Raw genomic sequence first — 22624 nt, 5'->3', positions numbered from 1 at the left:
GCGATGGACAAGGGTTTACGCGAGTACCTGCAGATCTGGTGGCAGCAGCCGTTCGACTTCGAGTGGACGAAGCGGCATCTGCGCTCTCGCGGAGTGCTCCGTCTCCACGCGATGTTCATCGGCGTGTTCTCGCTCGTGTACGGGCTGATCGCGCTGTTGACGGTGATGTGGGGAGCGCACGACGGCGGCGCGGTCAACGGCAGGCCGATCGTGCTCATCGTGGCGGCCAGTTCCGCGGTACTGGGTGTGCTCTGGATCTTCGGCCCGTTCCCGTCGGAGACCCAGTCGAGACTGTTCGCGGTGTACGCCGACCTGGCGGTGCTGACGGTGATCGCGTGCTACCAGGACGCGTTCACCGCGATGCCCGGCCTGGCACTGCTCGCGACGAACGGGATCTACGTCGTGGTCGTGCACGGGCCTCGCGCGCTGGCACTGCATCTGGCGTTCACCGTCGCGGCGTTCGCGGTGCTCTACGGGATCGCTCTGGCGCAGGACACCCAGGCCACCAGTGTCATCACGGTGCGGCTGCTGGTGTTGCTGCCGACCGTGCTCGGGGTTCCGGTGATCGTGCAGTCGTACCTGCTGGCGTTGCGGATGGGGGCGGTCGACTCGCTGCACGATCCTCTGACCCGGCTGCTGAACCGGCGGGGACTCGACGACGAGATCGTCGGCCTGGTCCCTGTCGGGGGCGCCCACCTGGGGGTGCTGGCCGTCGACATCGACAAGTTCAAGGCGATCAACGACGGCCACGGCCATGACGCCGGGGATCAGGTTCTGGTGTCGGTGGCCAACGGTATCCGCGACGCCGTGGCGGCCGCCGGGGTGCAGTCGCTGATCGCGCGCACCGGCGGTGAGGAATTCGCGGTGGTGCTCGATGCCCCTCCGGCCGTGGTGCGTTCGGTTGCCGTGCAGCTGCACGACGCGGTGGCCCGCTGCGACGCCGCGGTGGTACCGACGGTCAGCGTCGGCGTGGCGACGGCGTGGACCAGCGACCGCAACGCCTCCGCCACCGTGCGCTCCCTGCTCGAGCAGGCCGACGGCGCGATGTACCGGGCGAAAAGCGTGGGCGGCAACCAGACCGTGGTGGTGGGCGCGTGACGGAGCCCGCGGCGCGCCAGCTGCGCAGCCTCACCACCCCTCGCGCCGCGGCGTTGGCCGGGGTGGTGTTCGCGCTGCTGTTCTCCGTGGTGCTGGTGGCGCTGCGGCTGCCGGAGCCGACGACCAGCACCCGGTTGCGGATCGTGGTCGTGCTGACGCCCTTCGCCGGCATCGCGTTCCTGTGGTTCATCGGCGTGGTCCGCGACAGCCTGGGCCTGGTGGAGGACCGGTTCTTCACGACTGTGTTCCTCGGCAGCGGGCTGCTGTTCCTGGCGATGGTGTTCGCCGGGACCGCCGTCACGGCCGGTCTGCTGGCAGGCCGGAGGGCCGGCATCGAGGCCGACCCCGAGGTGCTGGCGTTCGCCCACGGGTTGCTGCTCGCGTTGACCAACACCTACGCGCTGCGGATGGCCGCCGTGTTCATGATGTCGCTGGCCACCATCTGGCTGCGGACCCGCCTGATGCCGCGGTGGCTCGTGGTGACGACGTACCTGGTCGCCGTCAGCGTGCTCGTCGCCGGTGACGTCAGCCCGTGGATGACGCTGACCTTCCCCGCCTGGGTGCTGGGGGTCAGCCTGCTGATGTTGCGTCGTGCTGCAGCTCCAACGCGGCTGCCGGACAGAGGTTGACGGCCTGACGCGCCCGCTCCTCGGCGTCACCGTTCACCTCGTCGGTGAGCACCACGACCACGCCGTCGTCGTCCTGGTCGAACACGTCGGCGGCCACCATCACGCAGTTGCCCGCCTGGATGCAGACCTCGCGGTCGGCGCTGACCCGGCTCACCAGCGCACCCCCAGCGACGCCACGCCGTAGATGAAGTGGAAAGAGCGGAACGCGATGTCGTCCATGTCTTCGGTGAGCGTCAGCGTGGGGAATCGACGGAGCAACGCCGGGAACGCGATCTGCATCTCCATCCGCGCCAGCGGCGCACCGAGACAGTGGTGCACGCCGTGGCCGAACGCCAGATGCCCCGGCGCCCCTCGGCTGATATCGAGCGTTTCCGGCTCGGAGATGACGTGGGGATCGCGGTTGGCGGCGGGCAGCGAGGCGAACACCAGCCGGCCGGCCGGGATGTGCACCCCGGCGAGCTCCACGTCGGTGGTGGTGATGCGCGGGATCGAGGTGTGCACGATCGACAGGTAGCGCAGAAGTTCCTCGATTGCCGGGCCCACCGCCGCGGGATCGTCGCGCACAGCGGCCATCTGCTCGGGATGGCTCAGCAGCGCCACCGTGCCGAGCGCCAGCATGTTCGAGGTGGTCTCGTGCCCGGCCAGCAGCAGCAGCCCCGCGATGCCGATCAGCTCGTCGTCGGTGAGTTCGGCGCCGTGCTCACGCACCAGCATGCCGAGGATGTCCTCGCCCGGCGCGGCGCGGGCCCGGTCGACGAGCGATCCCATGTAGGCGCGGCCCTCCTGCTGCAGCTCCAGGCGTTCCGGGATCGGGATGGACAGGTCGAGCTGGCGGGCGCTGCGGCGCTGGAAGTCGTCGCGATCGGCATAGGGCACGCCGAGCAGCTCGCAGATCACCAGCGAGGGAACCGGCAGCGTGACGTGCTCGACGAGGTCGGCTGGGGAGCCGGCGGCTTCGAGCGCGTCGAGCTGCGCGTCGACGATCTCGACGATGCGGGGCGCTAGCCGCTGGATCCGCCGGATCGTGAACTCCGGGGTCAGCATGCGTCGAAGTCGTTGGTGCTCAGGGGGATCGAGGCCCAGCAGGTTACCGGCGCGGTTGCGCGCGGCATCCTCCTCGTCGATCGGGGGAGCGCCGGCGACGACGAATCCGGGCGGCCTGCCGTTGGAGAACCGCGCATGATCGCTGAGCACGGTCTTGACGTCCTCGTGGCGGGTCACCAGGAACACCTGCATGCCAAAGGCATTGGTGACGCTGGCGACGCCGACGCCGTCGCGGATCTGTGCCAGCATCGGCGTCGGATCGAGGCCGTCGCGGCGCATGTGCAGCGGCGGCAGCCCGGCGTCCGGTTCGGTGCGGGTGTCGGCCTGACTCATGTCTCGACGCTACCTGAACGTTAGCCCAGCTACCTTTCCGCGCGCAGCGCCGGCCACCAGATCTTCGGGCCGATGAGCGTGAACAGCGCCGGAATGACGACGGTGCGCACGACGAACGTGTCCAGCAAGATGCCCAACCCGACGATGATGCCGACCTGCGTCAGCGCGATCAGCGGCAGCACGCCCAGCACGCAGAACACCGCTGCCAGCACGATTCCCGCGCTGGTGATCACCGCTCCGGTCGCCGAGACGGCGCGGACGATGCCGTCGCGGGTGCCGTGTTCGGGCGTCTCCTCGCGTGCCCGGGTGACCAGGAAGATCGTGTAGTCGACGCCGAGGGCGACGAGGAACAGCAACGCGAACAGCGGCACACTGTTGTCCAGTGCGGGGAAGCCGAACACGTGCACGCTGGCCCAGCCGCCGAGGCCGAGCGCCGCCAGTGCACTGAGCACGGTGACCGCGACCAGGATCACCGGCGCCAGCGCCGAGCGCAGCAGCACGAACAGCACCAGCAGTACGACCGCGAGGATCGCGGGCACCACGAGGGTGCGGTCGCGTCCGGCGGCGCCCGCCGCGTCCCGGGCCTTGGCGTCGGAGCCGCCGACGAGGCTGTCGGGATCGGCGCCGTGCACAGCGGAACGCAGCGCGTCGACCGTGTCGAACGCCTCGTCGGAGGCGGGTTCTGCGGCCAGCACCACCGACCATTGGCTCAGGCCCCGCGGGGAGGTGCCGGCCGGGGTGGCGGAGACGACGCCCGGGGTGGCGGTGATCGCCTGCTGGACCTGGGCGGCGCGATCGGTCGAGGCGATGACGAGCGTGGGATCGGTGACGCCGCTGGGGAAGTGCTCGGCCAGGGTCTCGAAACCACTCACCGATTCGGCTTGCACGCGGAACTGTTCGGTCTGCGACAACCCGATCGGCATGCTCAGCAGACCGGTGCACAGTAGCCCCAGCACCCCGATCGCGACGACGGATACCGCGGCGGGCTTGCGCGCCACCCCGTCGGCGACGCGATGCCACGCGCCGCCCTCGGTCAGAGCTGTTGCCCCTGTGCGGGGAATGAAGGGCCAGAACAGCTTCCGCCCGAAAAGATCGAGGAACGGCGGCAACACCAGCAGGACGAACACGGCGGCGACGACGAGGCCGGACGCGGCCTGGACCCCGAGGCTGCGGGTGCTGGGGGAGGAGGCGAGCAGCAGGGTCAGCAGCGCCAGCACCACGGTCGCGTTGCTCGCGATGATCGCGGGCCCGGCCCTGCGCACCGCCGTGGTGAGCGCGGTATGGTGAGATTCGTTGCTGCCCAGCTCTTCTCGATAGCGGGAGATGAGCAGCAACGCGTAGTTGGTGCCCGCACCGAACACGAGCACGCTGGTGATGCCCGCCGTCGACCCGTCGGGGGACATGCCGAGTCCTTCGGCGACGGCCGTGCCCACCACGCCGCCGACCCGGTCGGCGAACGCGATCACCAGCAGCGGTACGAGCCACAGCACCGGTGAGCGGTAGGTGATGATCAGCAGCAGGGCCACCACCGCCGCGGTGACGGCGAGCAGCGTGACGTTGGCGCCGGAGAACGAATCGGCGATGTCGGCACCGAATGCGGGCCCGCCGGTGACCTGTGCGCGCAGCTGCGGGTCCAGGCCGTCGGTGGCCGCGGTGCGGAGTTTGGTGACCTCGTCGCCGAGCGCGAACCCGGACAGGTTTGCCGCCAGCGGGACGACGGTGATCGCGGCCTCGCCGTCCTGGGAGATCTGCACCGGTGGGCCTCCCGGACCGTTGTCGGCCGCGGCCAGCATGCGCTCCCGCGCCGCGTCGGCGGCCGCCCGGTCTGCCGGGGTGAGTGCGGCGCCGTCGGTGCGGGTGAGGACCAGCAGCACCGGAGCCTGATCGCCGCCGGGGAAGTCGGCGCGCAGCGCATCGGCGCGCGTCGACTCGGCGCTGGCCGGTACCGGCACCGGGGACTGCTCCGCGGAGGAGCCACCGCTGCTCAACCCGAGGAAGGCGCCGGAGGTGACGATGATCGCCAGTGCGATCACCCACGACAGTCGTCTGCTCATGCCGACAAATATTTCAGATACTTAACCGTTAATCAAATGAACAACCTGTACGATGTCGACATGGCCGACGAGGACCGCGCAGAGCTGGAAGAGCTCATCGCCGCCGACGTCCGCGCACTCACCGCACAGTCCGACCAGATCGGTCATGCCTTTGCCGCCCATCACGGGTTGTCGGACAACGATTTTCGGGCCCTGCTGCATGTGATGGTGGCCGAGACCACCGGCGAGCCGCTGGCCGCGGGCGGCTTGCGTGCGCGGATGGGGATGTCCGGCGCGGCGATCACCTATCTGGTCGAGCGGATGATCGCCTCGGGCCACGTCCTGCGCGAACCCGATCCCGACGACCGGCGCAAGGTGAAGCTGCGGGTGGCCGAACACGGCATGGACGTGGCCCGCGAATTTTTCACTCCGCTCGCCGACCATCTCACCGGCGCGCTGACCGACGTGCCCGACGCCGATCTGCGGGCCGCCCACCGAGTGTTCGGCGCCATCGTCGAGGCGATGAGCGGGTTTCACGCCGATCTGCACGTCACCTCCGAGTGAGGGTTCTGGCAGGCTGGATGCTCGATGAGTGAGACGACTGCGGCCGAGATGACATCGGTGCTGCTCCTGCGGGGTGGCGAGCACACGCATGACCTGGCGCTGGCCTTCGAGCGGCTGGGCGCGCGGGTGACGGTGTCCGACGACATGGCCGCGATGACGGATGCGGACGCGTTGACCGCGCTGATCGATGCGACCGGGCCCCGAGTGGTCGTCGCCGATGCCGACGGGGTGGCCACCGACGCGCTGCTCGCCGCCGCCGACCGCGACGACGTCGAGGTGGTGCCGACCCCGCGCGCATTGCGGCTGTCGGTGGACGGGGAAGCACTGCGCCGGCTCGCCGCCGACGAGCTCGGATTGCCCACGGCGCCGTTCTGGTTCGCCGGCTCGGTCGCCGAACTCACCGCGGTCGCCCAGCACGCCGGATTCCCGCTGCTGGTCAAGCCGGTGACCGCCGCGCCCGGCGAGGGCGAATCGGTCGTGCTGCGGGCCGACGACATCGAGCCGGCGTGGCGCAGCGCCGTCGCGGGCGGACAGCTGAGCCTGCAGCGCGTGCTGGCCGAGACCGTCGTGGAGATCGACGTCGCGGTGACACTGCTGACCGTGCGCACCACCGGGCCGTCGGGGCCGGTCGTCAGCTTCTGCGAACCCATCGGCCACCACCGCGAGTCCGCCGAGACATTGGAATCGTGGCAACCGCAGCACCTTTCGGCTGCCGCGTTGGACGCGGCCAAGTCGATCGCGGCGCGGATCGTCAACTCCCTCGGCGGTCGCGGCGTGTTCGCGGTCGAGCTGCTGGTGCGCGGCGACGAGGTGTACTTCAGCGATGTCGCTCCCCGGCCGCAGGACAGCGCACTGGTGACGCTCCGTTCGCAGCGCTTGTCGGCCGTCGAGCTGCATGCCCGGGCGATCCTCGGGCTTCCCGTCGACACGATCATGATCTCGCCGGCGGCGATGGAGATCTCTTCTGACGGGCACGACGTCGCCGACATGCCGTGGCGCGCCGCGCTGGGCGCAGCGCTCGAGGTCGCGGAGAGCGACGTGCGGTTGTTCCCGTCGCAGCGCTGGCTGGCGACCGCGACCGCGCCCGATCCGATCGTCGCCCGCGACCGCGCCCGCCGCGTCGCGTCGGCGCTGCGCAGGCTGACGTGACCGAGCCCGACGAGTCGACCGGCAGGTCGGCCGCGCCGTTCCTGGGCGCACTGGCCATCTTTGTCGCCATCGTGATCACAATCTGGCTGTTCAACCTGTTCTCCGGCGGCGAGCTCACCGACGAGCAGCAGATCGGCCGCGCGGCCGCCGGCCAGAACGACGCTCTGCAGCGTGACTCCTATGCCGATTTCCGCAGCTTCACGTGCGCCGCGCAGGTCGGGACCGAGTCGGACATCCTTGCCAGGCAACGCGATTCGAAGGCCAAGCAGGGTGAACGATTCCTCGACGGAGTGACGAGCGTCAAGGTCGACGGGGATCGCGCCACAGCGTCGGTCACCTATCACTTCGCCAATGCGCCGGACGCCAAGCAGACCTCGGACATCCCGTTCGCGCGGGAAGACGGGGCGTGGAAGGTCTGTTCGACCGGCCCCAGCTAGCTGTGCGACACTCACGACCGTGAGTTATGCCGGAGACATTTCGCCGGAGGAGGCCTGGAAGCTCCTGAGCGAGAACCCCGATGCCGTGCTGGTCGACTGCCGCACCGATGCCGAATGGCGCTTCGTGGGGGTACCGGATCTGTCGTCGCTTCAGCGCGACACCGTCTACATCGAGTGGAACCGCACCGACGGTTCCCGCAACGACGGGTTCGTCGACGATCTGCTGGCCGCCGGCATCACCCCCGGGGAGCGTCCGGTGGTTTTCCTGTGCCGATCCGGCAATCGCTCGATCGGTGCCGCCGAGGCGGCGACCGGGGCGGGCATCGAGCCGTCGTACAACGTCCTGGACGGCTTCGAGGGCAATCTGGACGAGCACGGTCATCGCGGCGGCACCGGCTGGAAGGCCGTCGGCCTGCCGTGGAGGCAGTCATGACCGAATCGGTCCGCACCCCCGGCCGAGCTGCCCGAGGGCGTCAGCCAGGCCACCGTCGGCGTGCGCGGTGGCCTGCTGCGGTCCGGGTTCGAGGAGACCGCGGAGGCGCTGTACTTGACGTCGGGATACGTCTACGAGTCGGCAGCCGACGCGGAGAAGGCGTTCACGGGCGAGATCGACCGCTACGTGTACTCCCGCTACGGCAACCCGACGATCTCGATGTTCGAGGAGCGGCTGCGACTGCTCGAAGGTGCGCCGGCCTGTTTCGCGACGGCCACGGGTATGTCGGCGGTGTTCACCGCGCTGGGCGCGCTGCTGGGTGCCGGCGACCGACTGGTGGCCGCGCGCAGCCTGTTCGGTTCCTGCTTCGTGGTCTGCAGTGAGATCCTGCCCCGCTGGGGAGTGGAGACGGTCTTCGTCGACGGCGACGACCTGTCGCAGTGGGAGGAGGCACTGTCGGTTCCCACGCAGGCGGTGTTCTTCGAGACCCCGTCCAACCCGATGCAGTCGCTGGTCGACATCGCCGCGGTGTGCGACCTCGCCCATGCTGCAGGCGCACAGGTGGTGTTGGACAACGTCTTTGCCACCCCGATCCTGCAGCAGGGTTTCCCGCTAGGCGTCGACGTGGTGATCTACTCGGGCACCAAGCACATCGACGGGCAGGGCCGCGTGCTCGGCGGCGCGATCTTGGGCAGCAAGGACTACATCGACGGTCCGGTGCAGAAGCTGATGCGCCACACCGGACCTGCGCTGAGCCCGTTCAACGCGTGGACGCTGCTCAAGGGTCTGGAGACACTGGCTTTACGTGTGCAGCACCAGAATTCGTCGGCGCACCGCATCGCCGAGTTCCTGGAATCCCATCCGTCGGTGAGTTGGGTGAAGTACCCACTCCTGGAGTCGCACCCGCAGTACGACCTCGCCAAGCGGCAGATGACCGGCGGCGGCACAGTCGTCACCTTCGAACTCGCCGGCGGCACGAAGGAACGCGCTTTCGAGGTGCTCGACAAGCTGCGGATCGTCGACATCTCGAACAACCTCGGCGATTCCAAGTCGTTGATCACGCATCCGGCAACCACCACCCACCGTGCCATGGGCCCGGAGGGTCGTGCGGCGATCGGGCTGGGCGACGGTGTCGTCCGCATCTCGGTGGGACTGGAGGGTACCGAGGATCTCATCGGCGACCTCGACCAGGCGCTGTCCTAGGTGTCACGCCGCTCCGAGCAGAAGAAGGCCCGCCGCAAGAAGCGGCAGGGCGCGCGCGAGGAGGGCTGGATCCCGGCCCGCGTGCTCGAGCAGCTCGAAATCGCTTCTGATCTGGAGGATTTCGACGCTCGACTGAGCGAGCGCGGTTGGGAGTTCTCCGAGGACGTCGATGACGAGACCGGTGCGGCCTGGTACTGGGTGCCGTCGGAGGCCGACGTTCGCGACGAGGACGAGGTCGTCAACGTGACGGTCGCGTTGCTGACGCCTGAGGACGACGGCGAGATCGTGCATGTGGTGTTCGTCGGGACCGCCGACGACTACCAGTTCGGTGTCGAGGAATTCTTCACCCACCTCGACGCCATCGAGGCCTATCGACTCGGCGATCCGATTCCGGAGTTCGCCTGACGGGCGATCGCCGCGGTGACGGCCGCCGGGGCATCCAGCGGCACGAAGGTCGAGGCGCCGGGCACGTCGATCACGGTCGAGTGGGGGAACAGCGCTGCCAGACGACGGCCCAAAGACGGTGTGAAGCAACGGTCGTCGGCGCCCCACACCACGGTCACGGGCTTGGTGAAACGGTGCAGGCGGGGTGCGACCGCGGTCAGGTCGGTGCGCCCGATCCCGCGCGCCAGCGCTGCGAAGTCACCGGCGATACGTCGATCGGTGCGGGCGGGGGCGAGCCATGACGCCGTCAGCGCGGGATCGAGCTTCTTCGCGAGCAGACCGAAGCCCACGGGAGAGTGACGCAGCGCCGTGATGCCCATGGGTGCCATCAACGCGCTGACGGTGGCCCGGGTCCGCATCGCGGCGAACACCGCGTTGAACGGAAACGGTGGAAACGTGTCGAAGGCATCGCAATTGGTGAGAACGAGCCGGCCGATCCGGTCGGGGTGCGCGTCGATCAGGAATTGGCAGATGCCGCCGCCGGTGTCGTTGCCGACGAGGATCACGTCGTGCAGATCCAGTTCGACGAGGAACTGGTGCACCATCTCGGCCACGCCCTCGGGCGTGAGCGCGGCGCGGTCCCGCACCGGGATGCGGTGTGCGCCCAGCGGGAGATCCGGTTGTAGGCAACGGAATCTGCGTGCGGCGAGGTCGGCGGCGACGGTGTCCCATAGCCGCGAGTCGACGAGGGCGCCGTGCACGAACACCACCGGCGGATAGGCGGAGTCCGTGGGGCCCGACTCGCGGTACTCGATGGTGGCGGCTGACAGCTCTACGGTGGGCATCCCGGTTATCCTTTGCGTCGACACTTACGAACACTGAGTACGAAAGCTACGTGCAGCCTGTATGGAAGTCAACCCCCGGCCCCGCCGTACGCAAGCCGAGCGCACCGCGGCGACCCGCGCGAAGCTGGTGGCCGCATCGCGAGAGCTGTTCGCTGTCAACGGTTTTGCCGACGTGCCGACGCAGGAGATCGTTGCGGCGGCTGGGGTGACGCGCGGCGCGCTCTACCACCAATTCGCCGACAAGACGGAGCTGTTCGCGGCGGTGTACGAGGACGTGGAAGCCGAGCTGGTCGCTCGGATCGCCGCCCGGATCGCCGAGGCCGAGCCGGCCGATCACCTCGCGGCGATGCGTACGGGGGCGCGGCTGTTCCTCGATGTGTGTTCCGCGCCTGATGTGCAGCGGATCGTGCTGATCGATGCGCCTGCAGTGCTCGGCTGGCAGCGGTGGCGCGAGGTGGGGATGCGCTACGGCCTCGGTGTGGTCGAGGCGATGTTGGCGCAGGCGATGGCCGACGGTGCGATCCCCCAGCAGCCGGTACGGCCGACGGCGCATGTGCTGCTGGGCGCGCTCGACGAGGCGGCGCTGTTCATCGCCAGGGCGGCAGATCAGGCCGCGGCGAAGAGCGACATGTACGCGGTCTGCGACCGTCTGATCAACGGCATCGCAGCGAACTCGATAGCCAGTAACGATTGATCTTGAAGCTACCGCGACGATCAGCTGAATATTGTCGCTAGCGTCGTTTCAAATCCTCTTAACTGGGAATTTGCTCGGTCAAGGTGTTCCTGTGGAGACGTGCAGCGAATTCATATCAAAGCCTTGACCACGGTGTGAGCAAAGTCATACATTCCAGCTGTCAGCGCTCTCAGCTGATTGTCAGGGTCCGCGTTCGCGGGGCTCCAACGGGGGAAAGGCCTCTCTATGTCCGAACATCACTCTCAGCGCCTACTCCGGCACTATCTGACCGCGGGGATCGGAAGTGCTGCTGTCGTCGGGGTGGGTCTGCTGACCACCGGCCTCGATGCGGCTGATTCGGCGCCGCCGAAGCGCGAGATCGCTGTGCAGTTGGCGTCGACGGACGCGGACTGGTGGTGGTTGTACGGGCGGCATGACGCGGCCGACGCTCCGTCGGGTGCGGCCATCGATTCCGCCCGGATTGCTCTGCAGGCCGCAAATGCCAACGGCTTCAACCTTTTCCGGCCGTTCGGTGACGGCGGCTGGCTGATCGGCAACGGGCTCGACGCACAGGAGGGCTGCGAAGGCAGGGCCTGCAACGGCGGCAATGCAGGCCTGTTGTTCGGGACCGGCGGCGACGGCCTCAACGGCGGCGACGGCGGCAAGGGTGGCCTGTACTTCGGCGTCGGCGGAGTCGGGGGCGAAGGTGTGGCGGGCGGTGTCGGTGGACGCGGTGGCGACGGCGGCTTCTTCTTCGGCGTCGGCGGTGCTGGCGGCCAGGGCGGCACCGGCGCGGATGGCACCGATCCCGGTGAGGACGGTCAGGCCGGCGGTAAGGGTGGTGCCGGGGGACGTGGCGGCTTCCTGGGCCGGGGAGGCACCGGCGGCAAGGGGGGGTACCGGCGGCGACGGCTTCAGTGATCCACTCTCGACCTTGCCCCCGGGCGACGGCGGTGCGGGCGGTGACGCCGGTGAGGGAGGCGCCGGGGGTCTGTTCGGGCAGAAGGGCTCCGACGGCAACGGCGGTGACGGCGGCAAAGGCGGTGACGGCACCACCGGAGTCGACGGTCCGGGCAATCAGGGCGGCAGTGGCGGCGACGGCGGCGACGGCGTCGTCGGCGGTACCGGTGGCGAAGGCGGCCTGGGTGGCCTCGGTGACGAGGGCTTCGGCGGCGGCCAAGGCGGCGACGGCGGTGACGGCGGCTCCGGTGTGACCGGCGGGACCGGCGGCCAGGGCGGCACCGGAGGCACCGGATCTGCCGGCAACACAGGCGGTACCGGCGGCCTGGGTGGTCAGGGCGGCGAGGGAACGGACGTCGGCGGCGACGGCGGTGCCGGCGGCCTGGGTGGCTTCGGTGGTCAGGACCTCGACGACAACGCCGACGGCGGGGACGGCGGCCAGGGCGGTCAGGGCGGCGACGGCGGCGTGGGTCCGAGTGGTGGCGTCGGCGGTGCGGGAGGCGGCGGCGGCACCGGTGGCAACGGCGGCGAGGACGGCACCGGTGGTGACGGCGGCGACGGCGGGCCCGGTGGTCTCGGTGGCGACAGCAGCCTCGACGAAGGCGGTCAGGGCGGCGACGGTGGTGACGGCGGCCTGGGCGGTGACTCTCTCGAGGGCGGCACCGGCGGAACCGGCGGTACGGGTGGCAACGGCGGCACAGGCGGCTTCGGCGGCAGTGGTGACGAGGGCGATCCGGGTGACACCGGCGACACCGGAAGCGGCAACACCGGCAACGACGGCGGAGCCGGCGGTGCGGGCGGAACCGGCGGCGCAGGGGGTGCCGGGGCCAGTGACTCCGGTGCCGACGACTGACCGGGTCGGCTGAGACGTCAGACGTCGGCGCACATCCCAGGGGTGTGCGCCGACGCTCTGACTGTCAGCCCTTCTTCTCGGCGCCTTCGACGACGCCCAGAGCGGACTGCGCGCGCTGCTCGTAGCCGGCCCGCTTGGTGGTGTCGAATTCCAGGAAGACGTTGTCCAGACCGAGCTTTCGGTTCATCCAGCGGCGTCCTCGGGGTCCGAGCATCTGCGCGGCCTGTGCGGTGAACCTCAAGGCCGGTGGCACCGACACGTGCGTCTTCGGCTTGTTCAACGTCTTGACGATGGCTGCGGCAATGTCCTCGGGCTCAACGGGTTTGATGGACATCTCCTTGGTGCCGGAGATCAGCTCGGTGTTCGTGAACGGCGGCATCACCACGGACACGTGTACACCGTGCGGTGCGACTTCGTCGGCCAGGGCAGCGGAGAGGCCGACCACGCCGAACTTGGCGCCCACGTAGACCACCTGACCGGGCACGGGGATGACGCCGGACAGCGACGCGATGTTGATGATGTGGCCGCGGCGGCGCGCGATCATGTCGGGCAGGGCCAATTGGCAGCCGGCGATCACGCCGTAGAGGTTCACCTCGATCGACGAGCGGATCGACTGCTCGGACTGCTCGAGGAACGGCCCGATCGGCATGACACCGGCGTTGTTGATCAGCACGTCGATGTGGCCGCCGCCGTCGGTCCGGGCCTTGTCCAGGAAGGTCGCGAACGATTCGCGGTCGGTGACGTCGAGCGGGTAGCCCGACGCCGGGCCGAGATTGGAGAGCTTGGCGACCGACGACTCCTGAAGGGCGACGTCGCGATCGCCGATGACTACTCGTGCGCCGTGCTTGAGGAGCGCTTCGGCGGTGGCGTAGCCGATGCCCCGCGCGGCACCGGTGATGGCGATGGTTCGTCCGCGGATGTTGTCCATGCGGCCGAACTTTACACGTGTCAAGTTTGACGGGGAAGGGGGTTTGTCCACAGGCGCCGATTCATCCCCAGCCTGGACTTTTGGTGCGGCGGACCCCCCAGTTGCGCGGGTAGTGTCGTACATATGTTCGAATTGGCGCGGGTGGGTGAGGCGGATCTGGTCGATGTGGTGACCAGTTCGGTGGCCGCTGCTGCGCGCGCCGAGGCGATCTCGTTGGCGGCGATCGCTGAACTGTGGCGGCGTCGGCGCTGCCCGGAGCGGGAGCGGTGGGTGTGTGCGGACTGGGACGCCACGGCGGCGGAGATCGGTGCTGCGCTGTCGATCAGCTCGGGACGGGCGTCGGTGCTGATGGACCTGGCGGTGGCGCTGCGTGATCGCTTCCCTGGTCTGGGGGCGCTGCTGGCCGATGGGCGGGTGTCGCTGGATGTGGTGCGCACGGTGGTGTCCCGCACCGCGCTCGTGGTCGATCCCGCCACGTTGGCGCGGCTCGACGGGCACTTCGTCGACGCCGCCACACGCTGGGGCGTGTTGTCGCAGAAGAAGCTCGAGGCCGCCATCGATGTGTGGATCGAGACCTATGACCCCGATGCGGTGCGGCGGGTGCGCGATCGGTCGCGGGATCGCTCGTTCACCATCGGCGACCGTCACGACACCGCCGGCATCACCACCGTGTATGGGCAGTTGGCCGCCTCGGATGCGGCGCTGCTGGCAACGCGGTTGGCGATGCTGATCGCCTCGGTGTGTGAGTTCGACCCACGCACCCTGGATCAGAAACGCGCCGACTCGATCGGCGCGATGGCCGCCGGTGCCACAGCCTTATCCTGCCGCTGCGGCCGCCCCGACTGTGCGGCCGCAGCAGTCGATGACGGCCGCGCGTCCAGCATCACGATCACCGTGATCGCCGATCAGGCCGCCCTCGACGCCGAACCCGACCCACAACTACACGGCGAACCACCCCAACCCGCCTACAGGCCGCGGGCCGCGCGCAATAGCGCTCCGCCCGCTGACGCCGAGTGTGTCGAGAAGGCAACCACCGCTGGGCAATCAGACGCGGCAGATAGTGCGGAGACCACCCCACCGCTGGAGCCCACCCGGCCGGCAGCGACAGGCAGGCGCCGCGCGGCGCTGATCGTGGGCCCCGGCGGCGGGATCGTGCCCACACCCCTGCTGGCCGAGTTGATCGCCCACGGCGCGACCGTCCGCTTCGTCGGCGATACCGACTGCCTGGCGACCAACGGCTACCGACCCTCAGCAGCGCTCGACCGGTTCGTGCGCTCGCGGGATCTGACGTGCCGCTTCCCCGGCTGCGACCGTCCCGCCACCCACGCCGACATCGACCACACCGTGCCCTACCCGATCGGGGCCACCCATCCGGCGAACACCAAATGCTATTGCCGCCAACACCATTTACTGAAAACCTTCTGGGAGGGCTGGGTCGAACGCCAAACCCCAGACGGGCGGTTACACCTGACCAGCCCGACCGGCCACGACTACACCACCGCGCCGCTGTCGGCGCTGCTGTTCCCATCGTGGAACACCCGCACCGGACCACCACCAGCCACTACCCACACCACGCAGCGACCCACCCCGGGCCGCCACCTCATGATGCCCACCCGCTCCCGCAGCCGCACCCAGAACCGCGCCGCCTACATCCGCAGAGAACGCGAACTCAATCATCGCGAAAGAGCTCAAGAAACCAAAAACGGACCACCCCAATATAACTGGGAGCCCTACTTCACCCCACCCGCCGGTGGCGACCCACCACCGTTCTGATCGACCAGCACGTCATCGGAACGACCGGCCCGTAACCGTGACCACTGTGCGGCGGGCCGTCCGTCCACGCGGGTGTTCGACCCGTCGACCTCCCATCCCTGTGGCCAGCCTGCCGGGGAATCCTCCCAGGGCTCCTGTCGTCCGAACACGGTCAGATCCATCAGCGCCAGGCTGTAGTCCATTACCTCGACGCCGCGGCGGGTTGTCCAATACGTCTCGAACACCCGATCACCCTGTCGCACATAGCAAACGATGTGCATCATCCCGACCTGTCGGCCGGCCAGAAGGTGGTCCAGCGAGGGCGGCAGCGCTGAATACCAGGGCACCTGCCAACCCATGAACTCCCGATACCGAGCACTCTCCGCGTACGGGCCCTGGCAGAACACCGCGTAGGTGATGTCGCGCGAGTGGAGGTAGGACAGCTCAGCCACCTGCGTCGTCACCCACGTGCAGCCTTCGCACTGTTCGGCTGCCGGATGCCCCTCGTGCCACATGAAGTAGTACGCGATCAGCTGTCGCCGCCCCTCGAAGGCGTCGAGCAACGTCAGCGGACCCTCCGGTCCCGTGAGCGTGAGATCGGCCGCAACCTCTACCATCGGCAGTCGTCGCCGCGCGGCAGCTATCGAATCACCCTCCCGCACATGGGCTTTCTCCCGCATGCGGAGCCGATCGATCTCGGCGGAGAAACTCTCCCGGTCGGTCACCGGGGGCAAGGCGCCGTCACCCACCCGCACAGCAGCTCCGTCGGTCACCCGAGTCGTACAGATCGTGGTGCCGCCACCACTGATAGGGCGGCGACTGCGGATACCCCGGCGGCGAATCCTCCCAGGTCTCCTGCCGCCCCAGCGCCGTGATGTCCAGAAGGTTCCACGTGCCGACGAACGCCTCGTCTCCGCGGTTGTTGACGAAGTACGTCCGGAACACCTCGTCGGTGTCCGGGTGCCGGATGAATGCGTTCGTGCCATGCCATTCGTCGACGTCGAAGTCGACATCGAAGAAGCCGTCCTCGCTGTCGATCATGGTGAACCACGGCATGTTCCACCCCATGCGGTTTTTGATCCGCGCAATGTCGGCCTGCGGACCACGGGAGACGTAGACGAATGTGGTGTCGCGGGCATGCAGGTGCGACAGATTCGGAACGTGGTCGGCCATCAGCGAGCACCCCACGCAGCCATGGTCCGGCCATCTGCTGACGCCGGGGTCCATGAACGCCCGGTAGACGATCAACTGGCGCCGCCCGTCGAACAGGTCCCGCAGCGTGACCGGACCATCGGGACCCTCGAACCGATACTGCTTCGACACCCTGGTCCAGGGCATCCGTCGACGCATCGCCGCCAGCTCGTCGCGCGCCCGGGTGAACTCCTTCTCCTGAATCAGCATCTCCGCCAACGCGTTCTGCCACTCGCTCGCCGACACCGTGTGAGGCTCCATCGTCACGCCGCCCTCCTGACATTCAACAGATAAGTTGAATGTCAGCACACCACCAGTCGCGGCTATAGTCAACAAGATGGTTGAAGATCTTCTCGACCGCGCGTACGCCGCGCTCGCCGATCCGACACGACGGCGGCTCCTCGAAGCCCTCCGAGAAGGCGACGCCCGCATCACCGACCTGGCCGCACCGCTGCCGATGAGCTTCGCCGGCGTGTCCCGCCACGTCGCCGTCCTCGAGGCGGCCGGCCTCGTTCGTCGTGAGATCCGGGGCCGCGAACACTGGCTCTCGCTGCACCCGGCCGGCCTCTCCCCGGCACAGCAGTGGATCGACGCACAGACCGCGTTCTGGTCGGCGCGCGCCGACGCCCTCGCCCAGCGGCTCCGCACCAAGACCCGATGACCCAACCAGTGGTGCGTGTCCGCCGCGTGATGCCCGCACGTCCCGACGTCGTCTTCGGCGAGTGGCTCGACCCCGACGCGCTGATGGACTGGATGTGCCCCCGACCCTCGCGCTGCGTCGCCGTCACCGTCGAGCCGCATGTCGGCGGCCGCGTGCGTTTCGACGTCGACGACCCGGGACGTTCGGTCTTGATCTCCGGTCAGTTCCTCGTCGTCGACCGCCCGCGGCACTTGCGATTCACCTGGAGCCATTCGGGATGGGACGACCCGACGGTCGCCAGCATCGTCGACGTCACCTTCGAACCCCACGGTGACCGCGAGACCGTGATGACGATCGAGCACACCCTGCTGCCCGCCGAAGCTGTCGACGACCACGACCACGGCTGGGCCGTCACCGCCGACCAGCTCCAGGCTCGGCTCGCCCGACGGGCGAACTGCTGAAAGTTTCGCTCACAGTGAGTAAATGGGCGCTCGAGGAAATGCACGAGCCTGCCCTGCGTTAGACAGGAAGGTGATGCCCGTGTCGACCCTCGGTGAGTTGCGCTTCGTCGCTGTCCATCAGGACGATCCACTCGCCACGCCCTTGATCGAGGAGCTCGCCGTGGAGTACGCCGATCGCTACGGAGGTGTGCGGGAGAACGTGCACGCCTGGCTGCGGCGCTACCCCGCGGCCGAGTTCGAGCCTCCCGACGGCGAGCTCGTGATCGGTCTGCTCGACGGCGAGCCCGTCAGCGGCGGCGCCTTCCGCCGCTTCGACGCCTCCACGGCCGAGCTCAAGCGCATCTGGACCGACAGCCGATACCGGCGTCGTGGATACGGCCAGTCCACCGTGACCCGGCTGGAGGAAGAGATCGCCTCCCGCGGCTACCGACGCGTCTATCTCACCACCGGCGACCGTCAGCCCGAAGCCGAGGCGCTCTACGTCTCGCTGGGGTACACGCGGCTCGCCGAACCGTTACCGGCGGAGGGTGAGGTCTATCCGGTCGCCTTCGTCAAGGAGCTGCCGTGACCGAGGACCTCCATCTCGGTGTCGCGTTGAACGGCCACGGCTGGCATATCGCGCGACCGGTCACCGACGGCCGGTACTGGAGCGACGTGGTGGCGACGGCCGAGCGGGGACTGCTCGACTTCGTGACGTTCGACGACGCGCTCGCCAGCGGCCCCGACGCCGTACTGATCGCATCCCGCGTGGCCCCGACCACCCGGCACATCGGCCTTGTCCCGGTGGCCGGCACCACCCACACCGAACCGTTCCACGTCTCCACAGCCATCGCCACGTTGGATTTCGTCTCCTGCGGCCGGGCCGGCTGGCAGCCGCGGGTCAGTAGAAGTAGCAGCGAGGCAGCGCTTTTCGGCCGTCGTGGTCCCGGCGCGTTCGGTGATCTCCTCGCCGAGGCCGCCGACGCTGTCGAGGTGGTGCGTCGACTCTGGGACAGCTGGGAGGACGACGCGGTGATCCGTGACGTGGACACCGGGCGCTTCATCGACCGCGACAAGCTGCACTACATCGACTTCGTCGGACCACATTTCAGCGTCAAGGGGCCGTCGATCACCCCCCGCCCGCCGCAAGGCCAACCCGTCGTCGCCGCGCTGGCCCACGAGCCCGAGGTGTACGCCTTCGCCGCCCGGTCCGCGGACCTCGTCTTCGTGACACCGAAGGACACGAACGCTGTTGTTGGCATCCTGGAGGAGGTCGCGCGGGCGGGCGGCGGACATCTGAAGGTGTGGGCTGATCTCTACGTCACCTTCGACGGCCTGGTCGACGCAGCGTCGGATGCTGCAGTGTTCGACGGCGACCCGGTTGCGCTCGCGGACCGGATCGCCGAGTGGCACCGACTCGGGCTCCACGGCGTGCGGTTGCGACCCGCCCTGCACCACAGAGACCTGCCGGCCATCGTTGACGAGGTCGTCCCGATTCTGCAGCAGCGCAACGTCTTCCGTACCGGTTACCGCAGCGACGAGAAGCTTCGCGATCGCCTCGGCCTGGGCGCGGCCGTCAACCGCTACAGCAGTGTGAGCGTGTCATGACCGTCCCGCTGTCCGTGCTCGACCTGTCCCCGGTGCCCGAAGGCGCCAGCCCGGCAGCCGCGCTGGCCAACACCGTCGACCTGGCCCGTCATGCGGAAGCCCTCGGCTACCGGCGCTTCTGGGTCGCCGAACACCACTTCGCGGCCGTCGCGGGCTCTGCTCCCGCCGTGCTCATCGGCCAGATCGCCGCAGCGACAACGAATATCCGCGTCGGCGCGGCCGCGGTGCAGCTCGGACAGACCACCGCTGTCGCCGTCGTCGAGGCGTTCGGAACCCTCGATGCATTTCATCCGAATCGCATCGACCTCGGGGTGGGCCGCTCCGGGCAGCGTCGCCGCGACGCGCTGAACGGGTCCGCCCCACAACGTCAGACAGTCGGCGCGCGTGAGGTGGACGGTGTCGTGGTGCCGGCACCGTTCGACGTCGCCGCACTGATGCGTAATCCCCGGCTGCAGGCCAGGATGTCAGCGCTGCAGCAACCGGGCGCCGTCGCTCCTGACTTCGACGATCAGGTGGCCGACGTTCTCGCGATGCTCGACGGACGGTTCTGCGTGAACGGTGTCGAGGCACATCCGGTCCCCGGTGAGCATGCTGCGTTGACCCCGTGGATCTTCGGCAGCAGCGCGGGGGAGAGCGCCCGGGTGGCCGCCGCGCATGGGCTGCCCTTCGTGGCGAGCTACCACATCACTCCGTCGACCGCGCTGGACGCGGTCGAGGCCTACCGGGCCGCGTTCGTCGCCTCCGAGTACTGCGCCGCACCGTACGTGGTGGTGTCGGCCGACGTCGTCGTCGCCGACGATGACGCGACCGCATCGAAACTGGCTGCCAGTTATGGGCATTGGGTGTACTCGATCCGCACCGGCGAGGGCGCCATCCCCTATCCCGACCCGGAGAAGGTGGAGCCGCTCACCGACGCGCAGCGGGACCTCGTGCAGGACCGGCTCGACACCCAGTTCGTCGGCAGCCCCGACACCGTGGCAGACCGGCTGACCGCCCTGCACCGCGCGACCGGTGCCGACGAGCTCGTGGTCACCTCGATGGCGCACCGCCACGCCGACCGCCTGCGCTCCTACGAACTCCTCGCGCAACGATGGGGTATCTCGGCGTGACCGGCAAGCCGCGCAAGCAGATTCACCTCGGTGCCCACTTTCCCGGAGTGAACAACACCACGGTGTGGTCAGATCCCCGATCGGGCAGCCAGGTGGAGTTCGACTCGTTCGTCCACCTCGCCACCACCGCCGAACGAGGCCTGTTCGACTTCTTCTTCCTCGCCGAGGGGTTGCGGCTGCGTGAGCACCGCGGGCGCATTCACGACCTCGACGTGGTCGGCCGCCCCGATACGCTGAACGTGCTCGCCGCGCTCGCCGCCGTCACCGAGCGGCTGGGGCTGGCCGGCACCATCAACACCACCTTCAACGAACCCTTCGATGTGGCACGCAAATTCGCCACACTGGACCATCTCTCCGGGGGTCGTGCCGCCTGGAACCTGGTCACGTCCTCCGACGCGTTCACCGGCGCGAACTTCCGGCGCGGCGGGTTCCTCGACCATGCCGACCGGTACCGGCGGGCTGAGGAATTCCTCGCCGTCGCCCGCCAGTTCTGGGACGGCCATCCCGCCCCGGTGGAGCATCACGGGCCACAGTTCACCGTCCGCGGAGTCGCACCCGTGACCGTTGCCCCACAACGCCATCCGGTGATCTTCCAGGCCGGTGACTCCGACGAGGGACGGGCCTTCGGCGCCCGGCATGCCGACGCGCTGTTCACGCTGCACGGCGAGATCCACGCAGGCCGACGGTACTACGCCGACGTGAAGGCGAAAGCCGTTGCGGCGGGACGTGACCCCGACGCGGTCAAGGTGTTCCCTGCGACGACGTTCGTGCTGGGCGACACGGCGGCCGACGCGGCGGAGCGAGCCCACCACATCAGACGGCAACAGGTCAGCGGACCCACAGCGATCGTGATGCTCGAACAGGTGTGGCAGCGTGACCTCTCCGCATACGACCCCGACGGACCGTTGCCCGACGTGGACCCCCTCGACGACCCGACGGTGTCGCAGGGCAGGGTCCGCCATGGCGACCCCAAGGCCGTCGCCGAGAAATGGCGGGAGCGTGCCGAGGCCGAGAACCTGAGCATCCGGGAGCTGGTCATCGCGGTCACCTCCCGCCAACAATTCGTCGGTACGCCCGCGCAGGTGGCCGACGAGATGGACCTGCACGTGCAGACCGACGCGTGTGACGGCTTCATCCTGGTGCCACACCTGACACCGCACGGCCTCGACGACTTCGTCGACCGGGTCGTGCCCCTGCTCCAGGAGCGCGGCAGCTTCCGTACCGGCTACACCGGCGACACCCTCCGCGACCATCTCGCGCTATAGGCTTGCCCTCGTGTCGCAGGCGACCGTCGGCTGGTTGATGCTGGCCGCTGCTGCGCTGACGTTCGTCTTCGGCGGACTCTCCCGAGTCTTCGTCGGGCGCCGTCGGCACACCGCGGGTGTCCAGCGGATGGTGCACGTGTTCCGACGCACCGGCATCGCCCGGGTGCTGTTCGGCCGCTTCGACGACGACGTGCTCAACGACGACGAACTCGACACGATGATCCTGATGCCGTCGATCGTGCTCGCCTGCGGGCTGACGCTGACCGCGATCTTCCTGCTGGGCTACGACACTCTGGTCTAAGTGCCGGCCAGAGCCGTCCGGGCTGCCTCCGCCACCGGACCCCGCCACACCGGACCGTGCCCGGGCAGCAACACCTCGGACTGCACTCCCGCCAACACGTCAAGGCTGCGCCGGCACGCCTGTTCGTCGTGGTTGAACAGCGACGGCAGCAGCTGCGGGCCTGGGGCCCGACGCCACCGGGTGATCGGTGACCAGCGCGTCGCCGCTGACCAGCACGCCGTCCACCAGATAAGAGCAGTGCCCGCCGGTGTGTCCGGGTGTCGCGATCACCTGCGGGGCGCCGGGCAGGCCGGCCGCCACCTCCTCGGTGAGCGGTTGGGCCGTCGGGATGCCCTCGTGGGTCAAGCCGCCGTTGCGGACGAGCGCCACCGTCCACCGCAGGAACTTCGGCTGCCAGGCGCGGGTGAGAACGTCGCGCGGCGACGCCTGCTCGAGGTACTCCCGCCGGACGTGCCCCACCTCTGCGCCGTGGCAGTACACCGGAGTGCCGTGCTCCCGGGCGAACCAGATCGCCGAGCCCAAGTGATCGACATGGGCGTGCGTCAGCAGGATCGCCTGCACGTCGGACGGTCCGAAACCCAGGCCGGACAGGGATGCCAGGACGTCGTCGCGGTCACCGGGATAGCCCGCGTCGATCAGGATCACCCCACCACCCGAGGAGGCGTCACCGGCCACCAGCGTCCAGTTCACGAGATCGGTCGTTGCGATGTGCACGCGGTCGGTGACGGCCGCGACAGCCAGGGTCATGTCGC

26 protein-coding genes and 1 pseudogene are annotated in these 22624 nt (G+C 68.9%); 19 read left to right on the top strand and 8 right to left on the bottom strand.

The window, feature by feature from the left end:
• Positions 1 to 3 precede the first annotated feature (3 nt).
• The gene (locus tag PGN37_RS03310; protein WP_335329590.1) at positions 4 to 1098 is read left to right on the top strand and encodes a GGDEF domain-containing protein; all 1095 of its coding nucleotides are present in this window, start codon (positions 4 to 6) and stop codon (positions 1096 to 1098) included.
• The gene (locus tag PGN37_RS03305) at positions 1095 to 1727 is read left to right on the top strand and encodes a hypothetical protein (RefSeq protein WP_335329589.1); all 633 of its coding nucleotides are present in this window, start codon (positions 1095 to 1097) and stop codon (positions 1725 to 1727) included. Before PGN37_RS03310 ends, PGN37_RS03305 begins: the two co-directional genes overlap by 4 nt.
• Here PGN37_RS03305 and PGN37_RS03300 read toward each other — a convergent pair.
• Genes PGN37_RS03300 through PGN37_RS03290 form a run of 3 tightly spaced genes read right to left on the bottom strand, consistent with a single transcriptional unit; the run spans position 1669 to position 5158 of the window.
• Positions 1669 to 1827, bottom strand: coding sequence for a 4Fe-4S domain-containing protein (locus PGN37_RS03300; protein WP_335329775.1), 159 nt, complete (start codon positions 1825 to 1827; stop codon positions 1669 to 1671). The two genes, PGN37_RS03305 and PGN37_RS03300, sit on opposite strands and share 59 nt — an antisense overlap.
• A gap of 50 nt (positions 1828 to 1877) precedes the next feature.
• A complete protein-coding gene (locus tag PGN37_RS03295; protein ID WP_335329588.1) occupies positions 1878 to 3104 on the bottom strand; it encodes a cytochrome P450 in 1227 nt (408 codons plus the stop codon).
• 29 nt (positions 3105 to 3133) lie between these two features.
• On the bottom strand, positions 3134 to 5158 hold the full coding sequence (locus tag PGN37_RS03290) for an MMPL family transporter (RefSeq protein WP_335329587.1): 2025 nt from the start codon (positions 5156 to 5158) through the stop codon (positions 3134 to 3136).
• A gap of 60 nt (positions 5159 to 5218) precedes the next feature.
• On the opposite strand from PGN37_RS03290, the gene PGN37_RS03285 reads away from it, so the two are divergent.
• From PGN37_RS03285 to PGN37_RS03260, 6 genes are read left to right on the top strand one after another with little or no spacing between them, the layout of a single operon-like run.
• Positions 5219 to 5701 carry a MarR family winged helix-turn-helix transcriptional regulator gene (locus PGN37_RS03285; protein ID WP_335329774.1) on the top strand — a complete coding sequence of 161 codons (483 nt, stop codon included), beginning with the start codon at positions 5219 to 5221 and terminating at the stop codon, positions 5699 to 5701.
• Positions 5702 to 5725: 24 nt separating this feature from the next.
• A complete protein-coding gene (gene purT / locus PGN37_RS03280; RefSeq protein WP_335329586.1) occupies positions 5726 to 6850 on the top strand; it encodes a formate-dependent phosphoribosylglycinamide formyltransferase in 1125 nt (374 codons plus the stop codon).
• Complete coding sequence (locus PGN37_RS03275; RefSeq protein WP_335329585.1) at positions 6847 to 7287, top strand: Rv0361 family membrane protein; 441 nt, start codon at positions 6847 to 6849, stop codon at positions 7285 to 7287. The genes purT and PGN37_RS03275 overlap by 4 nt, the downstream gene beginning before the upstream one ends.
• Before the next feature lie 19 nt (positions 7288 to 7306).
• The gene (locus tag PGN37_RS03270; RefSeq protein WP_335329584.1) at positions 7307 to 7720 is read left to right on the top strand and encodes a rhodanese-like domain-containing protein; all 414 of its coding nucleotides are present in this window, start codon (positions 7307 to 7309) and stop codon (positions 7718 to 7720) included.
• Positions 7721 to 7747: 27 nt separating this feature from the next.
• Positions 7748 to 8923: an O-succinylhomoserine sulfhydrylase gene (locus tag PGN37_RS03265; protein WP_335329773.1), complete on the top strand. Its 1176-nt coding sequence runs from the start codon at positions 7748 to 7750 to the stop codon at positions 8921 to 8923.
• The gene (locus PGN37_RS03260; protein WP_335329583.1) at positions 8924 to 9328 is read left to right on the top strand and encodes a hypothetical protein; all 405 of its coding nucleotides are present in this window, start codon (positions 8924 to 8926) and stop codon (positions 9326 to 9328) included.
• Here PGN37_RS03260 and PGN37_RS03255 read toward each other — a convergent pair.
• Positions 9292 to 10152, bottom strand: coding sequence for an alpha/beta fold hydrolase (locus tag PGN37_RS03255; RefSeq protein ID WP_335329582.1), 861 nt, complete (start codon positions 10150 to 10152; stop codon positions 9292 to 9294). The genes PGN37_RS03260 and PGN37_RS03255 overlap by 37 nt on opposite strands.
• Positions 10153 to 10213: 61 nt before the next feature.
• On the opposite strand from PGN37_RS03255, the gene PGN37_RS03250 reads away from it, so the two are divergent.
• From PGN37_RS03250 to PGN37_RS03240, 3 genes are all read left to right on the top strand, one after another.
• Positions 10214 to 10846, top strand: coding sequence for a TetR/AcrR family transcriptional regulator (locus PGN37_RS03250; RefSeq protein WP_335329581.1), 633 nt, complete (start codon positions 10214 to 10216; stop codon positions 10844 to 10846).
• A gap of 225 nt (positions 10847 to 11071) precedes the next feature.
• Positions 11072 to 11746 (top strand): hypothetical protein, encoded by a 675-nt coding sequence (locus PGN37_RS03245; RefSeq protein ID WP_335329580.1) that lies wholly within the window; start codon positions 11072 to 11074, stop codon positions 11744 to 11746.
• A gap of 13 nt (positions 11747 to 11759) precedes the next feature.
• Complete coding sequence (locus PGN37_RS03240; protein ID WP_335329579.1) at positions 11760 to 12638, top strand: hypothetical protein; 879 nt, start codon at positions 11760 to 11762, stop codon at positions 12636 to 12638.
• 64 nt (positions 12639 to 12702) lie between these two features.
• On the opposite strand, the gene PGN37_RS03235 is transcribed toward PGN37_RS03240, so the two are convergent.
• Positions 12703 to 13566, bottom strand: a complete 864-nt coding sequence (locus PGN37_RS03235) for an SDR family oxidoreductase (RefSeq protein ID WP_335329578.1) — start codon at positions 13564 to 13566, stop codon at positions 12703 to 12705.
• A gap of 123 nt (positions 13567 to 13689) precedes the next feature.
• Between PGN37_RS03235 and PGN37_RS03230 the strand changes: the two genes are divergently transcribed.
• A complete protein-coding gene (locus PGN37_RS03230; protein ID WP_335329577.1) occupies positions 13690 to 15339 on the top strand; it encodes an HNH endonuclease signature motif containing protein in 1650 nt (549 codons plus the stop codon).
• Here PGN37_RS03230 and PGN37_RS03225 read toward each other — a convergent pair.
• The gene (locus PGN37_RS03225) at positions 15297 to 16067 is read right to left on the bottom strand and encodes a DUF899 family protein (RefSeq protein ID WP_335329576.1); all 771 of its coding nucleotides are present in this window, start codon (positions 16065 to 16067) and stop codon (positions 15297 to 15299) included. The two genes, PGN37_RS03230 and PGN37_RS03225, sit on opposite strands and share 43 nt — an antisense overlap.
• Positions 16060 to 16770 carry a DUF899 domain-containing protein gene (locus PGN37_RS03220; RefSeq protein ID WP_335329772.1) on the bottom strand — a complete coding sequence of 237 codons (711 nt, stop codon included), beginning with the start codon at positions 16768 to 16770 and terminating at the stop codon, positions 16060 to 16062. The genes PGN37_RS03225 and PGN37_RS03220 overlap by 8 nt, the downstream gene beginning before the upstream one ends.
• 76 nt (positions 16771 to 16846) lie before the next feature.
• Here PGN37_RS03220 and PGN37_RS03215 point away from each other — a divergent pair, with 76 nt between their 5' ends.
• From PGN37_RS03215 to PGN37_RS03185, 7 genes are all read left to right on the top strand, one after another.
• Positions 16847 to 17170, top strand: coding sequence for an ArsR/SmtB family transcription factor (locus PGN37_RS03215; RefSeq protein WP_335329575.1), 324 nt, complete (start codon positions 16847 to 16849; stop codon positions 17168 to 17170).
• Positions 17167 to 17610 carry an SRPBCC family protein gene (locus PGN37_RS03210; RefSeq protein ID WP_335329574.1) on the top strand — a complete coding sequence of 148 codons (444 nt, stop codon included), beginning with the start codon at positions 17167 to 17169 and terminating at the stop codon, positions 17608 to 17610. Before PGN37_RS03215 ends, PGN37_RS03210 begins: the two co-directional genes overlap by 4 nt.
• Before the next feature lie 73 nt (positions 17611 to 17683).
• Positions 17684 to 18178, top strand: a complete 495-nt coding sequence (locus PGN37_RS03205; RefSeq protein ID WP_335329573.1) for a GNAT family N-acetyltransferase — start codon at positions 17684 to 17686, stop codon at positions 18176 to 18178.
• The gene (locus PGN37_RS03200) at positions 18175 to 19197 is read left to right on the top strand and encodes an LLM class flavin-dependent oxidoreductase (RefSeq protein ID WP_335329572.1); all 1023 of its coding nucleotides are present in this window, start codon (positions 18175 to 18177) and stop codon (positions 19195 to 19197) included. The genes PGN37_RS03205 and PGN37_RS03200 overlap by 4 nt, the downstream gene beginning before the upstream one ends.
• A complete protein-coding gene (locus PGN37_RS03195; RefSeq protein ID WP_335329571.1) occupies positions 19194 to 20306 on the top strand; it encodes an LLM class flavin-dependent oxidoreductase in 1113 nt (370 codons plus the stop codon). The genes PGN37_RS03200 and PGN37_RS03195 overlap by 4 nt, the downstream gene beginning before the upstream one ends.
• Positions 20288 to 21571 (top strand): LLM class flavin-dependent oxidoreductase, encoded by a 1284-nt coding sequence (locus tag PGN37_RS03190; protein WP_335329570.1) that lies wholly within the window; start codon positions 20288 to 20290, stop codon positions 21569 to 21571. Before PGN37_RS03195 ends, PGN37_RS03190 begins: the two co-directional genes overlap by 19 nt.
• A gap of 10 nt (positions 21572 to 21581) precedes the next feature.
• Positions 21582 to 21872: a hypothetical protein gene (locus PGN37_RS03185; RefSeq protein WP_335329569.1), complete on the top strand. Its 291-nt coding sequence runs from the start codon at positions 21582 to 21584 to the stop codon at positions 21870 to 21872.
• Here the strand turns inward: PGN37_RS03185 and PGN37_RS03180 are convergent.
• A pseudogene (locus PGN37_RS03180) lies at positions 21869 to 22619 on the bottom strand (MBL fold metallo-hydrolase). The gene PGN37_RS03185 and the pseudogene PGN37_RS03180 overlap by 4 nt on opposite strands.
• Positions 22620 to 22624 lie beyond the last annotated feature (5 nt).

It is taken from the genome of Mycobacterium kyogaense (assembly GCF_036946525.1).
Lineage (GTDB): Bacteria > Actinomycetota > Actinomycetes > Mycobacteriales > Mycobacteriaceae > Mycobacterium > Mycobacterium kyogaense_A.
Note: the sequence above shows the minus strand (reverse complement) of the source record. Positions and strands in the feature narration are given on the sequence as shown.